We start from the raw sequence: 13,585 nt of genomic DNA on the forward strand, positions 1-13,585 counted from the left end.
CTCACGCCTCCAGAATCGCGACGACGCCCTGGCCGCCGGCCGCGCAGATCGATACCAGGCCCCGGGAGCCGGGGCCGCGCTCGTGCAGCATCTTGGCCAGGGAGGCGACGATGCGGCCGCCCGTGGCGGCGAAGGGGTGCCCGGCGGCCAAGGACGAGCCCTTGACGTTGAGCTTGGAGCGGTCCACCGACCCCATGCCCTGCTGCTCCAGCGCCTTGAGCGTCGCCAGCACGGTCGAGGCGAACGCCTCGTGGAATTCCAGGAAGTCGAAGTCCCCGAGGCTGAGGCCGTTGCGCTCCAGCAGCACGGGGATGGCGCGGGCGGGGGCCAGCAGCAGGTCCTCCTTGCCGGTGGTGTAGTCCGCCGCGGCCACCTGCGCGTCGATCACCTTCGCCCACACCGGCCAGCCGCGACCCCGCGCGAAGCCCTCCTCGGCCAGCAGCACCACTGCGGCGCCGTCGGTCAGTGCCGTGGAGTTGCCCGCCGTCATGGTGGCGTTCTCCCCGCCGAAGACCGTGCGGAGCTTGGCGAGAGCCTCCTGGGTGGTGTCCGGACGCAGGATGCCGTCCCGCGACACCTTCAGGTACGGCGTGACAAGGTCGTCGAAGAAGCCCGCCTCCCACGCCGCCGCCAGGTTGCGGTGCGACGCCAGGGCCAACTCGTCCTGCTCCTCGCGCGTCACGCCCCACCTGGCCGTGGTCAACGCCTGCGACTCACCCATGCTCAGACCCGTTCGCGGCTCCACGACGGCCGGCGGGACCGGCGCGAGGTCAGCCGGGCGGATCCTGGACAGCGCGGCCAGCTTGTCCGGCACGGACCTCGCCCGCGACAGCGCGAGCAGCGCCTTCCGCAGGCCCTCCGAGGCCACGAGCGGCGCGTCCGACGCCGAATCGACGCCGCCCGCGATCGCCACGTCCATCTGCCCCAGCTTGATCTTGTTGCTGGCGTACACCACGGCCTCGAGGCCCGTGCCGCACGCCTGCTGAAGGTCGCAGGCGGGCGTGTGCGGCGAGAGCGCCGAGCCGAGGACCGCCTCGCGGGTGAGGTTGAAGTCCCTCGTGTGCTTGAGGACGGCGCCCGCGACCACTTCGCCGACCTCCTCGCCCGCCAGCCCGAACCGGGCGACGAGCCCGTCGAGCGCCGCGGTCAGCAGATCCTGGGCAGAGGCCTCGGCGTACTTGCCGCCGGCCTTGACGAAGGGGGTGCGGTTGCCGCCCACCACCACTGCGTTGCGTGTCATCGACGTCGATCCTCTCGCTGGGGTATTCGATACCAAGAGTAGCAGGTACGCGAAGTTTCGGGTACCCTGAGTTTCATGAAGATCGACGAGGATCCGTCGGCCCCTGCCGCCCACCACGCGCCGGACGGCCGCGCCTCCCGCTGGGAGGAGCACAACAGCCTCCGCCGGCGCGCCCTGGTGGAGGACGCCGTGCGCGCCATCCGCGAGCACGGCCCCTCTGTCGGCATGGACGAGATCGCCGCGCTGGGGGGCACGTCGAAGACCGTGCTCTACCGGCACTTCGGCGACAAGGCAGGCCTCTACCGTGCCGTCGTGGAGTCGGTGCACGAGTTCATTCTGCGCAAGCTGCCGCTGGAGGACGCCGCGACATTCGAGCCCCGGGACCTCGTCCTCAACCTCGCCGACGCCTACCTCGCCGTCGTGGAGCGGGACCGCAACCTGTACCTCTTCGTCTCCACCCGCCCCTCGGGCGAGACCCCCGTGGACGACCCGGTCCTCGGCATCACCACCCGCATCGGCAACGAGGTGGCCGAGGCCATGAGGTCCTGGCTGCGCCGGGAGGGCCTCAGCGAGGAGCCGGCCAACATCTGGGCCCACGGCGCCGTCGGGTTCATCTGGGCGGTCGCCGACCGCTGGATCGTCACCAACCTCCGACGGCCGCGCGCCGAGGTCGTCGCCTACATCGATCAACTGTTCGCACCGGCGTTCGCCGCTCAGACCAAGGAGCACGCATCATGACACTCTCCCCCACAGGCGAGGCCCTCCGTCGCGCCCTCGACGGCCCGTTCCACGCCCTGAAGCAGCGCTGGCGGGACGAGGTGACCGCCGACGAGGTGGTCCGCGACACCGCCCTCACCGTCGAGGAGGCGCGGGACTGGACCCTGGACCGGGTGCAGAGGCTCGCGCACCGCGACCTCGTCACCGCAGGCTTCCCGGCGGCCGTGGGCGGGGTGGGTAGCACCGCCGAGTCGGTGGCGAACTTCGAGATGGTGGCCATGGGCGACCTCTCGCTCACCATCAAGACCGGCGTCCAGCACGGCCTGTTCGGCGGCGCCATCGTCAACCTCGGCACCGCCTATCACCACGAGACCTTCCTGCCGGGCGCCATCAGCTGTGAGCTGCTCGGCTGCTTCGCCATGACGGAGCTGGGCCACGGCTCAGATGTGCAGTCCATCGAGACCACCATCACCTGGCTTCCGGAGACCGCCGAGTTCGAGGTCGATTCGCCCACTCCGTCGGCCACGAAGGCCTACATCGGCAACGCCGCACGCGACGGCCGGATGGCCGCGGTGTTCGGCCAGCTGATCGTCGACGGGGAGCACCAGGGCGTGCACGTGGTGCTGGTGCCCATCCGCGACGAGTCCGGCCACGACCTGCCGGGTGTGACCACCGGTGACCACGGCCACAAGGGCGGCCTGCTGGGCATCGACAACGGCACCATCGCCTTCGATCACGTGCGCGTCCCGCGGCTGATGCTGCTGGATCGTTACGGCGGCGTCGACGACGAGGGCCGCTACCACTCTCCGATCGAGAGCAAGAACGCCCGGTTCTTCACCATGCTCGGCACGCTGGTCCGCGGCCGGATCTGCGTGGGCGGCGGGGCGGCGTCGGCCGCACGCAAGGCGCTCACCATCGCCGTCGAGTACGGCGACAGGCGGCGCCAGTTCCGTCGTCCGGGGCTGGGCGAGGAGATCCCCCTGCTGGACTACCTCACGCATCAGCGCCGGCTGCTCCCGCACCTGGCCAGGGCGTACGCCTACGGCTTCGCGCAGAACGAGCTGGCCCTGCAGCTCCAGCGGGTGATGGACGCAGACGGCTCCGACGTGCGGAGCTCGCGCGAGCTGGAGACCCGCGCGGCGGGCATGAAGGCCGTGCTCACGCGGTGGGCGCTGGACTCCATGCAGGAGGCCCGCGAGGCGTGCGGCGGCGCCGGCTACATGTCGGACAACGGCATCACGATGGCACGCCAGGACGCCGACATCTTCGCCACTTTCGAGGGTGACAACACCGTCCTGCTGCAGCTGGTCGCCAAGGCGCTGCTGCTGGAGTACAAGTCCACCTGGGGCGACATGGATCTGCGCGGCACCGCGCAGAAGACGGCCGCGATCCTGGGACAGACCGTGTTGGAGCGCACGACGGCGCGCTCGGTGATCGACCGGCTGATCGCCGTCGCGGACCGCAAGCCGGACTCGCAGCGGATGAGGGCGCGGGGTTGGCACGTGCAGATGTTCGAGTTCCGGGAGAAGCACGTCGTCGAGGGCCTGGCGCGGCGGATGCGCGCGGCGAGCAGGGTGGCGGAGGACCAGCAGCAGCGGGCCATCAACGCGCTCCAGACCCACATGCTGGAGGCGGCGAAGGCGCACGTGGACCGGGTGGTCCTGGAGGCGTTCATCGAGGGCATCGAGGAGTGCGACGACGACTACGTCAAGGCGCTGCTGGTCAAGGTGTGCGACCTCTACGCCCTGGCCACCATCGAGGGCAACCGTGCCTGGTACATGGAACACGAGGCGTTCGACCCACGTCGCAGCAAGGCGATCTCGGCCACCGTCGACGACCTGTGCGGCGAGCTGCGCCCCAGGGCGCGCGAGTTGGCCGAGGGGCTCGGCGTCCCGGAGGGCTGGCTGAGGCACCCGCGCGAGGCGGTGCCGCCGCTGCTGCCGCCGCCCGATGAGAGTCGGGATCGGGCAGTCCGGTTCACCTCGGTGGCGGACCGTGTCCCCTCCTCCGCCGTGGATGCGGAGGAGGGCCGTAGGTCGTCCCTCAGGGTCGCGGCGAACGTCTGAGGAGGCCCTCCTCGAACCTCACTGGTACGACACGAAATTGGGCCTGGGCTCCACGTCCTGCATCGTCTGCTGCGGGGTCATCGTCGAGGAGTCCTCGTCGACGAAGTTCTTCCACCCCAACCAGGTGTTGGCCGGTAGGCCCGCCTTGAGGTTGCGCCACGTCTCCTGCTTGAGGGCGGGGCTACCGTTCCCATCGGCGTGGACGAGGTACTGGATCTCGTCGCGGCTGGTGTCGAGCCGCTCGCGGCCCAGGATCATCCGCTGCTGGAACTGGTGCAGGATCACCACCTTGGGAGGCAGGTCGTTGGCGGCGACGAGGTCGGCCAGCCAGTGCCCGGTGGAGTTGACCTCTTCCACGGTCACCTGGCCGATGATGGTCATGTGCCGCTGGCCCGGCCTCAGCCGCCACTCGGGGTCGATCGCGAGTCCGACGGTGGGGCGCTTCAGCAGTTCCTCGTAGCGCCTGGCCTGGGTGAGGAAGTCGGTGCGTCCCGGCTGGAGGTCGAGCACGCAGTAGATCCCGGCCGCCTCCGCCGCCTCGATGTACGCGAGAAGCTGTTCGGGCGGGGTCTCGAAGGAGTAGTCACCGTCGGCGCCGGCCGACGCGCTGGCCACCGTCGTGATGATCTCGAACGCGCCGACGACGGGCACGTCGCTGAACTCCTGGTACTGCGCGGCGAGATCCTGGACCCGGGCGACGGATGCGGCCGGACCCTGCTCGCCGAGGAGGCCGAGCGTCCCGCCGGAGGGGTGCCCGTAGAGCGCCACCATCATGCGGCCAGGGAACGGTGCGACACCGCCGCCGGGGAGTTCGTCGAGGCTGCGGGCCGCCTCGACACGCGCCGCGAACCGGTCGCTCTCGCCGAACGCTCCGATGCCCAGGACCGCTCCCGGGATCCTCTTGACCAGCGCGACCGACTCGGCCGTGGCGCGGGGGTCGTCGAAGGCCACCTCGGTGACGGTGATCCCTGCGGAGGCCAGGACGGCCGTGGTGGCAGCCGAGACGGCCTGACCCGCACGTCGCAGCGCCCCCGCAGTGGCGGGCGACGCCTCGAGGGGCAACCCGTCCACCTCCACGTCAGCGGGGTCGACCGGCGCGTCGATCACGACACGGTCGCCGAGGTCCAGGCCCTCCGCCGGGTAGGCGATGACGGTGTGGGCCTGGAGCCGGTCCAGTTCCGCCGCGAGCTCCGGCCCCGCGAGGAGTAGTGGGAGACCGAGCGCTGCCGCTGTCGCGACGGCGGCCGCCATATCTCCGCCGGACGTGGGGCTGGGCGATGGCGCGGGGGTCGAGGCGCCCGCCGAAGGTGAGGCGCTCGGAGCGGTACCCGCGGGCTGCACGACGACCACAGCGGTGGCCTCCGCCAGCACCAACCGGCTGACCGCCAGACTGCCGGCGTCATCGGAGGGCAGCACGGCTGACGCAAGGTCCGCGTTCGCCACGACGCGGTGGCCGTTGGCCATCGGCGACGCGCCAGCAGACGGGCTCTGCGTGCCCCCGGAGCGCGTGGCTGATCCGTCGCCTGGGGAGCCGGTGCACCCGGCCGCGGCGGCGACGGCGCCGGCGGCGAGTCCCAGCAGCGCAAGGCGTCGTGCAATCATCCGGAAAGACTGCCATCCCACCCGCTGGTCCTGAAATCCTCATGCGGACCGGTGGGCAGACCGCGACATTGTGACGCCAGTGACGCACTCCCCGCTCCGCCCGGAGCGCAGACACCCCCACTGGGGGACACTTTCCGCGCGCCGGCCCCAGGAAGAGCGTTGACTGGACCGGATTTCAGTGAGGAACGCCGATGTCGGTGCGGTGGAAGCCGTCTGCGTAATCCACCCGGCCCAGCAGCGCGTAGGCGCGCTCGCGCGCCTGATCCACATCATCCCCCCGGCCCACGATGCCCAGCACCCGCCCCCCGGCCGAGACGAGGCGGTCGCCGTCGAGGCGCGTCCCCGCGTGCAGGACGTAGGCGTCGGCCTCGTCGTCCGGCAGCACGATCGTGCCGCCGGCGGCCGGCGTCCCGGGATAGCCCGCGGCGGCCGACACCACGACGACGGCGGCCCCCTCACGCCATGACAGGTGCTCCACCGTGTCCAACTCCCCCCGCGCTGCCGCCCGGAGGACGCCTGCCAAGGGCGTCTCCAGGAGAGCCAGGACGGCCTGGGTCTCCGGGTCGCCGAAGCGGACGTTGAACTCCACGACGCGCAGACCCCGCGACGTCAGCGCCAGCCCCGCATACAGGAGCCCGATGAACGGCGTGCCGCGCCTGCGCATCTCGGCCAGCGTGGGGTCGATGACCTCCGCCATGATCTGGTCCGTCAACCCTGGAGCTGCCCAGACCAGGGGGCTGTAGGCGCCCATACCGCCCGTGTTGGGGCCCGCGTCGGCGTCCCCGACCCGCTTGTAGTCCTGCGCCGGCAACAGCGGGAGCGCACGCTCGCCGTCGCAGATCGCGAACAGCGACACCTCCGGTCCGTCGAGGAAGTCCTCGATCACCACACGCCCGCAGGCGGCGGCGTGGGCCAGCGCGGCGTCCCGGTCATCAGTGACCACCACACCCTTGCCCGCGGCCAGGCCGTCATTCTTGACCACGTACGGGGCGCCGAACTCGTCCAGCGCGGCGGCGGCCTCCTCCGGGGTCTCGCAGACGTGGGAGTCCGCGGTGGGCACAAGGGCGGCCCGCATGACCTCCTTGGCGAATGCCTTGGACCCCTCGAGGACGGCGGCCTCCCGACCGGGCCCGAATGCGTCGATCCCCACCTCCCGCAGGGCGTCCGCGACCCCGGCCACCAGCGGAGCCTCCGGGCCGATCACGACGAGGTCCACCCCGAGCCGTTGGGCCGCCTCGACCACGGCGACCGGTGACGACGGGTCCAGCGAGTGGAGCGTGGCGATCCGCCCGATCCCTGGGTTCCCAGGGGCGGCGTGCAGCTCGGTGACGGAGGGATCGGCGGCCAGCGAGCGGGCCAGCGCGTGCTCGCGCCCGCCCGAGCCGAGGAGGAGGATCTTCACCCGCGTCAGCCTAGTGGTCCGCCGCGGGCGATCAGATCAGGTCGTTGATCGCCACAGACTGCTCGCGCCCGGGACCGACGCCGATGCCGCTGATCCGGCACCCGATGAGCTCCTCGAGCCGCTTGACGTAGGCCTGGCACGTGGCCGGCAGGTCCTGGAACCGGCGGCAGCCGCTGATGTCCTCGGCCCAACCGTCGAGCTCCTCGTAGATGGGCTTGGCGTGGTGGAAGTCCGACTGCGTCATGGGCATCACCTCGTGGCGCACGCCGTCGACCTCGTAGGCCACGCAGACCGGGATCTTCTCCCAGCCGCTGAGGATGTCCAGTTTCGTGAGGAAGATGTCGGTGAACCCGTTGATCTTGACCGCCTGTTCCACGAGGACGGCGTCGAACCAGCCGCAGCGGCGAGGCCGCCCCGTCGTGGCGCCGAACTCGGCGCCGATCCGGCGGAGCTCCTCGCCGTCGTGGTCGAACAGCTCGGTGGGGAACGGGCCCTCGCCGACACGGGTGGTGTAGGCCTTCGCGATGCCGATGGTGCGGTCGATCCGGGTGGGACCGACGCCGCCGCCGGTGGTGGCGCCCGCCGCGGTCGGGTTCGACGACGTCACGTACGGGTAGGTGCCCTGGTCCACGTCGAGGTGGTGCGCCTGGGCGCCCTCGAACAGCACCACCTTGCCGGCGTCCAGCGCGTCGTTGACATAGCGGCCGGAGTCCACGATGTGGGGGCGGATGGTGTCCGCGTGCTTGAGCAGCGACTGGACGATCTCCTCGGCGATGATCGGGCGCCGGTTGTAGACCTTGACCAGGAGCTGGTTCTTCTGGTCCAGCGCGGCGTCCACCTTCTGGCGCAGGATCGACTCGTCCAGGATGTCCTGGATCCGGATGCCGAGGCGGTTGACCTTGTCCGAGTAGCAGGGCCCAACGCCGCGACCCGTGGTGCCGATGCGCCGCTTCCCGAGGAACCGCTCGGTCACCTTGTCCAGCACCTTGTGGTACTCGGTGATGATGTGGGCATTGGCCGACAGGAGGGGGTGCGCCACGTGGACCCCGCGCTCCGCCAACACCGCGAGTTCCTCGGCCAGCACGTCGAGGTCGACGACGACGCCGTTGCCGATCACGGTGGTGGTGTTCGGGTTGAGGATGCCGGAGGGCAACAGGTGGAGCACGAACTTCTCGCCGCCCACCACCAGGGTGTGGCCCGCATTGTTGCCGCCGGAGTAACGCACGCAGACGTCGACGCGATCACCCAGCTGATCGGTCGCCTTCCCCTTGCCTTCGTCTCCCCATTGAGCCCCGACCACGACAACGCTCGGCATGTCGCCCTCCTCCACGCACATGGATGAAGCCCCTGCGGTTCGCTGGGGCCTTACCGGTGGAGTCTATCGGACGCCCCCTCCCTGCACCGGCGCGGCGTTGGGGTCCGCAGTCAGGACGCGTGTTGATCCAGCCAGCGTTCAATCTCCCTCTTCGGCAGCGCGCCCACCTGCCGCGACACTTCCGTCCCGTCGCGGAGCAACACCATGGTGGGGATGCTCATGGCGCCGAAGCGGGACTGGATGGCGCGGTTGTCGTCGACGTTGACCTTGACCACCTTGAGCCGCCCGGCGCGCTCCTGCGAGAGCTTCTCCAGGATGGGCGCCACCATCCGGCATGGCCCGCACCAGGGGGCCCAGAGGTCCACCAGGACGGGCACGCGCGTGGCGGCCACCTGGTCGAAGTCGGCGTCGGAGCCGTCCACCAGCCAGGGCAGATCGGCCTTGCACCTGGCGCACCGGGGGAGGCCGGCGGCCGACGCGGGCACCCGGTTGCGCGCGGCGCAGGACACACATGTGACGATGCTCATGCTCCCATGATCCACGAAGCCGCCACCGCACGGCCCCGAACCGGCTCCCACGTCGCACATCAGTGGCATCGGGTTATCGGAAAGTGCACGAAAGGTCAGGGCTCTTGCCTAGCATCGACTGTGGGGACCAGCATCGATGTGTTCCCCGCAACGACGCAGGAGGTTGGGACCGTGAAGAAGCTCATCAATTCCCCCGACGATGTGATCGCCGACGCACTCAAGGGCGTGGAGGCATCAGACCAGAACGTGCGCGTGGATCACGAGAACCGCGTGATCTACCGCGCCACCCCGAAGGAGGCCGGCAAGGTCGCCATCATCTCCGGCGGCGGCTCGGGCCACGAGCCGATGCACGGCGGCTTCGTCGGCGTCGGCATGCTCGACGCGGCGTGCGCGGGCCAGGTGTTCACCTCCCCCACACCGGACCAGATGATCGAGGCCACCACCGTCGTGGACACCGGCGGTGGCGTCCTGCACATCGTGAAGAACTACACCGGCGACATCATGAACTTCGAGATGGCTGCTGAGATGGCCAGCGATTCCGGCATCCCCGTGGAGACGGTCATCGTGGCCGACGACGTCGCGGTGCAGGACTCGCTGTACACCGCAGGACGCCGCGGCGTGGGCACCACCGTGCTGCTGGAGAAGATCGTCGGGGCCGCCGCGGAGGAGGGCCAGGACCTGGCTGCCGTGAAGGCGCTCGCACAGAAGGTCGCGGACAACGGCCGCTCGATGGGCATGGCGCTCACCTCGTGCACGGTGCCGTCGGCCGGGAAGCCCACGTTCGACCTGCCCGAGGATCAGATCGAGATCGGGATCGGCATCCACGGTGAGCCCGGCCGCCACCGCGAGCCCATCGCCGACGCGAAGTCCGTGGCCAAGCAGCTGGTGGATCCCATCCTGCATGACCTGGACTTCACCGGAGCCCCCGTGATCGCCATGCTCAACGGCATGGGCGGCACGCCGCTGATCGAGCTCTACCTCATGTACGGCGAAGTGGTGGCGCTGCTCAAGGAGGCAGGCGTGGAGGTGTCGCGGAACCTGGTGGGCAACTACATCACCAGCCTGGACATGGCCGGCTGCTCGCTCACGCTGCTCAAAGCTGATGAGGACCTGATTCGCCTGTGGGACGCGCCCGTGCAGACCGCGGGTCTACGGTGGGGCCTGTGACCGAACAACACCTCACCCTGGACCTCCTCGCGGACTGGCTGCGCCGCTACGCGCAGATCATCGACGAGAACAAGGTCTTCCTGACGGACCTGGATTCCGCCATCGGTGACGCCGATCACGGCGCCAACATGGCCCGTGGGACAGCCGCCGTGTTGCTGCATCTTGATCAGGCCACCACGATCGATGGCCTCTTCAAGAAGGCTGGCATGACGCTGGTGAGCACGGTCGGCGGCACCGCCGGCCCGCTCTACGGCACCCTGCTGATGAAGATGGGGATGGCCAGCGGGACCGTGGTCGAGCTCTCGCCGGAGGAGTTCGGAAAGGCGTTCCGGGCCGGGCTCGAAGGGTTGATCGCCCGGGGTAAGACGGAGTTGGGCGACAAGACGATGGTGGACGCCCTGGCGCCCGCCATCGACGCCTTCGACGCCGCGGTGGCGGACGGCGCCGGGCTGCACGACGCAGTGGCAGCCGCCACGCAGTCCGCGGCTGCGGGACGCGACGCCACCACGCCGATGGTGGCGAAGAAGGGCAGGGCGAGCTACCTGGGCGAGCGGTCCGCCGGGCACCAGGATCCCGGTGCCACGTCGTCGGCCTATCTCTTCGACGCCCTGGCGGACGTGATCGGCGCCTGATGGCGGTCGGCATCGTCGTCGTCTCGCACAGTCGCGCGCTCGCCGAGGCCGCCGTCGAGTTGGCCATGCAGATGGTCCACGAGGCACCCTCGCCCGTGGCCATCGCCGCCGGCATGCCCGACGGCGGGCTGGGGACGGATGCCACGGCGGTCGCGGCGGCCGTCGCCGAGGTGGACCGGGGCGACGGTGTGGTCATCTTCGTCGACATGGGCTCGGCGCTGATGAGCGCCGAGATGGGAGTGGAGTTCGCGGGCGTGGAGAACGTCCGGATCCTCGCCGCGCCGTTCGTCGAGGGCCTCACGGCGGGGCTGGTGCGCGCCGTGGGCGGCGCATCGCTGGCGGACGTCGCGGAGGAGGCCGAATCGGCGCTCACGCCCAAGCTCATGGCGCTGGGCCGGGCCTCATCGCCCGACGAGCAGGCGGCCGGTGGACCGGCCTCTGCCTCCCCGGAACTCTCAGGTGACGGACCAGACGGGGCCGATGGCGTCGCCTCCGGCGAGGCGGTGCTGGTCAACGAGACGGGCCTGCACGCCCGGCCGGCGGCGCTGTTCGTCGCCGAGGCCCGCCGGTTCGACGCCGACGTCCGAATCAGCAACGCGGACATCGGTCCGGTCAAGGCGGCCAGCAGCATCGGGCTGGCCACCCTCAACGCCCGCAAGGGTGACGTCCTCCGCCTGACGGCCACCGGCCCTCAGGCACGCGAGGCCGTCGACGCGCTCGTGACCCTCATATCGGCCGGCTTCGGCGAGAAGTGAGCGCGCGCCGCTAGGCTGAGCGGCATGAGCGACACGCACCCCAACCTGATGGCCTCCCCTGTGGTCGTGCGCCTGCCGGAGGACCCCGCTCTCGCGGCGATCGCCGAGCACGGCAAGGAACGCTTCCTCGAGATCGTCGCGCAGCATCCCACGTCGTCGCTGTGCTGGGCACTGCTCGCCGAGACCTGCCTGACCGAGGAGGATCTCGGCAGCGCCGTGGCCGCCTATGCCTACGCCCGCACCGGTTACCACCGCGGGCTGGACACGCTGCGGCGCAACGGCTGGAAGGGATCCGGCCAGGTGCCGTGGGAACACGAACCCAACCAGGGCTTCCTGCGTGCTTTGTGGGCGTTGAGTGTCGCGGCGGGGCGGATCGGCGAGACCGAGGAGCAGGAACGGTGTGCGCAGTTCCTCCGCGACTCCTCCGAGACCGCCTACCAGGTGCTGGCGGAGCCTGTCATCTAGATCGGTTCAACCTCATCACCCGGAGCGCGCGGCTAGTGTTCCTCCAGGCTGGTTGTCGGGCCCTGTTTTGCCTTCGAGATCCAGCCTGGAGGAACACTTCCCGCAACATGCAGCCCGATCGCCGCATTGCACAATGCGTGGGCGGCTCTGCCGCTCCCGTGGATCCGGGAGACCTGGCTAGGCTGGCGGCATGATCTTCATCGTCGTCAAGTACCAGGTCAAGCCTGAATCCGCCGAGCAGTGGATGGATGTCGTCGGCCCCTTCAACGAGGCCACGCGAGCCGAGCCGGGGAACCTGTGGTTCGAGTGGTCGCGCAGCATGGAGAACCCCAACGAGTATGTGCTCGTCGAGGCCTTCCGCGACGGCGACGCCGGCTCGGCGCACGTCAACTCCGCCCACTTCCCTCGAGGACTGGACGCCATGCGCCCGCACATCCTCGCCACCCCGCAGATCATCTCGCGCACGATCGACGGAGACGGCTGGGACACCATGGGCGAGCTCCGGATCGACTGACCCTAACGCCCGACGTGGCAGGCGGCCATCGCCGCCTCCTGGCCGCCGTCGAACCGAATCGGGTCTGCGGAGAAGACAGGGGTGCACGCGTCGCGGGTCAGTTCACGGTGCGCGGTCCCGTCGTCGAAGCCGAGGTTGCGGCACCCGTCGACTCGGAGGTAGACGTCGTGGAGTCCGGTGGCATCGAGGACGCGCAGAACGAGTCCGGAGCGTTGGTCGAAGTCCGAGATGCATTCGTCGGGGTTCCCGCTAGCTCCTTCGGGCGCGGCCGCGATGGCCGCGACAAGGCCCGCGGCCTCCTCCCCCGCCACCACTCGCGACGCGCTCAGATTGGGGCGGTCCCCCTCCGACGCAGAGTCGAGATGGCGGCAGAGACCCACCTCGACGACGCCGGTCGCGCTCGACACATCCCACGCCTCCGGCCTGTCATCGAGGGTCGAGAACGGGGCGTGCGGCGTACACCCGGCTGCGTCCCGCTCGAACTCGACGGCGGAGTCGAGGATCTTCTGGGCCGTGGCCCGCTCGTCGTCGGGGGCGTCCTGCCTCAGCGTCACGCGGACGTCGACGTCTGCCACGGTACGGCTCAGCACGGGGGTGAGGGTCGAGGGTTCCAGCGCCGGGTCGGCGAAGCCCAGATAGGTCTGCACCCAGCCGGCCTGGAACTCAGGGCACGCGATCGCCGCGACCGGACCGGCGGGCGTCGAGACGAACGGGCCGGCCGGCGGGACGGGCTCCGGCGTCGCGCCCAGGCACCACGGCACCCAGGCGTAGTCGCTGTATCCCCACTCCTCGGGCACCTGCGCCGCCACATCCCCTCGAGACACCCACCGCCAACCGTCCTCCGGAGCAGGCAGCCCACTCACGCTCGTCGGAGCGGCAGGCGTGGCCACCTGGACCGGGCGGCTGGTCAGCACCACCGCCACAGCGACGACCATCGCCACGAGGGCCACCGTCGCCACCACCGCCCACACGAGGTGCGCAAGGCGTGGCGGCGCCTTCCGCCCCATCGGGGCCCGCTGGCCCATGGCGCCACTGAATGCCTGATCTGAACGGTCGCTCATCTGGACTCCTCGTTCGACGTGTACTCCCGTGCCCGAAGGCACGGGTGAGGGCGGCGCCGTCGACAGGACGACCCGCACCCACACCTCTATACGCTCCGGGACCGCGCTTCGCTGCAACGCGC

Annotated in this window: 13 protein-coding genes; 7 read left to right on the forward strand and 6 right to left on the reverse strand. The window is 70.4% G+C overall.

Features of this window, described 5'->3' with window-relative positions; translation table 11 throughout:
• Position 1: 1 nt before the first annotated feature.
• The gene (locus ACX1D0_RS08710) at positions 2 to 1,240 is read right to left on the reverse strand and encodes an acetyl-CoA C-acetyltransferase (protein ID WP_459017518.1); all 1,239 of its coding nucleotides are present in this window, start codon (positions 1,238 to 1,240) and stop codon (positions 2 to 4) included.
• A 75-nt stretch (positions 1,241 to 1,315) separates the two neighbouring features.
• Here ACX1D0_RS08710 and ACX1D0_RS08715 point away from each other — a divergent pair, with 75 nt between their 5' ends.
• Together ACX1D0_RS08715 and ACX1D0_RS08720 are read left to right on the forward strand one after the other, a co-directional pair.
• Positions 1,316 to 1,978 carry a TetR/AcrR family transcriptional regulator gene (locus tag ACX1D0_RS08715; protein ID WP_459017519.1) on the forward strand — a complete coding sequence of 221 codons (663 nt, stop codon included), beginning with the start codon at positions 1,316 to 1,318 and terminating at the stop codon, positions 1,976 to 1,978.
• On the forward strand, positions 1,975 to 4,023 hold the full coding sequence (locus ACX1D0_RS08720) for an acyl-CoA dehydrogenase family protein (RefSeq protein WP_459017520.1): 2,049 nt from the start codon (positions 1,975 to 1,977) through the stop codon (positions 4,021 to 4,023). The genes ACX1D0_RS08715 and ACX1D0_RS08720 overlap by 4 nt, the downstream gene beginning before the upstream one ends.
• Positions 4,024 to 4,041: 18 nt before the next feature.
• Here ACX1D0_RS08720 and ACX1D0_RS08725 read toward each other — a convergent pair whose 3' ends face one another.
• The 4 genes from ACX1D0_RS08725 to trxA all read right to left on the reverse strand — a co-directional run bounded on the left by ACX1D0_RS08725 (position 4,042) and on the right by trxA (position 8,869).
• Entirely contained in the window at positions 4,042 to 5,625 is a 1,584-nt protein-coding gene (locus ACX1D0_RS08725) for a hypothetical protein (protein WP_459017521.1), read from the reverse strand.
• 175 nt (positions 5,626 to 5,800) lie between these two features.
• Complete coding sequence (gene purD, locus ACX1D0_RS08730; RefSeq protein WP_459017522.1) at positions 5,801 to 7,027, reverse strand: phosphoribosylamine--glycine ligase; 1,227 nt, start codon at positions 7,025 to 7,027, stop codon at positions 5,801 to 5,803.
• Between the two features lie 31 nt (positions 7,028 to 7,058).
• Positions 7,059 to 8,342 (reverse strand): adenylosuccinate synthase, encoded by a 1,284-nt coding sequence (locus ACX1D0_RS08735; RefSeq protein WP_459017523.1) that lies wholly within the window; start codon positions 8,340 to 8,342, stop codon positions 7,059 to 7,061.
• 110 nt (positions 8,343 to 8,452) lie between these two features.
• A complete protein-coding gene (gene trxA, locus ACX1D0_RS08740; RefSeq protein ID WP_459017524.1) occupies positions 8,453 to 8,869 on the reverse strand; it encodes a thioredoxin in 417 nt (138 codons plus the stop codon).
• 171 nt (positions 8,870 to 9,040) lie between these two features.
• Between trxA and dhaK the strand changes: the two genes are divergently transcribed.
• From dhaK to ACX1D0_RS08765, 5 genes are all read left to right on the forward strand, one after another.
• Positions 9,041 to 10,036 carry a dihydroxyacetone kinase subunit DhaK gene (dhaK, locus tag ACX1D0_RS08745; RefSeq protein WP_459017525.1) on the forward strand — a complete coding sequence of 332 codons (996 nt, stop codon included), beginning with the start codon at positions 9,041 to 9,043 and terminating at the stop codon, positions 10,034 to 10,036.
• Positions 10,033 to 10,668, forward strand: a complete 636-nt coding sequence (gene dhaL / locus ACX1D0_RS08750; RefSeq protein WP_459017526.1) for a dihydroxyacetone kinase subunit DhaL — start codon at positions 10,033 to 10,035, stop codon at positions 10,666 to 10,668. Before dhaK ends, dhaL begins: the two co-directional genes overlap by 4 nt.
• Entirely contained in the window at positions 10,668 to 11,423 is a 756-nt protein-coding gene (gene dhaM / locus ACX1D0_RS08755; protein ID WP_459017527.1) for a dihydroxyacetone kinase phosphoryl donor subunit DhaM, read from the forward strand. Before dhaL ends, dhaM begins: the two co-directional genes overlap by 1 nt.
• A gap of 24 nt (positions 11,424 to 11,447) precedes the next feature.
• Positions 11,448 to 11,888: a DUF3151 domain-containing protein gene (locus ACX1D0_RS08760; protein WP_459017528.1), complete on the forward strand. Its 441-nt coding sequence runs from the start codon at positions 11,448 to 11,450 to the stop codon at positions 11,886 to 11,888.
• 190 nt (positions 11,889 to 12,078) lie between these two features.
• Positions 12,079 to 12,402: a putative quinol monooxygenase gene (locus ACX1D0_RS08765; RefSeq protein WP_459017529.1), complete on the forward strand. Its 324-nt coding sequence runs from the start codon at positions 12,079 to 12,081 to the stop codon at positions 12,400 to 12,402.
• Positions 12,403 to 12,404: 2 nt separating this feature from the next.
• Here the strand turns inward: ACX1D0_RS08765 and ACX1D0_RS08770 are convergent, their stop codons facing one another.
• Entirely contained in the window at positions 12,405 to 13,463 is a 1,059-nt protein-coding gene (locus tag ACX1D0_RS08770; protein ID WP_459017530.1) for a hypothetical protein, read from the reverse strand.
• Positions 13,464 to 13,585 lie beyond the last annotated feature (122 nt).

The organism is Tessaracoccus pujii (genome assembly GCF_054483895.1).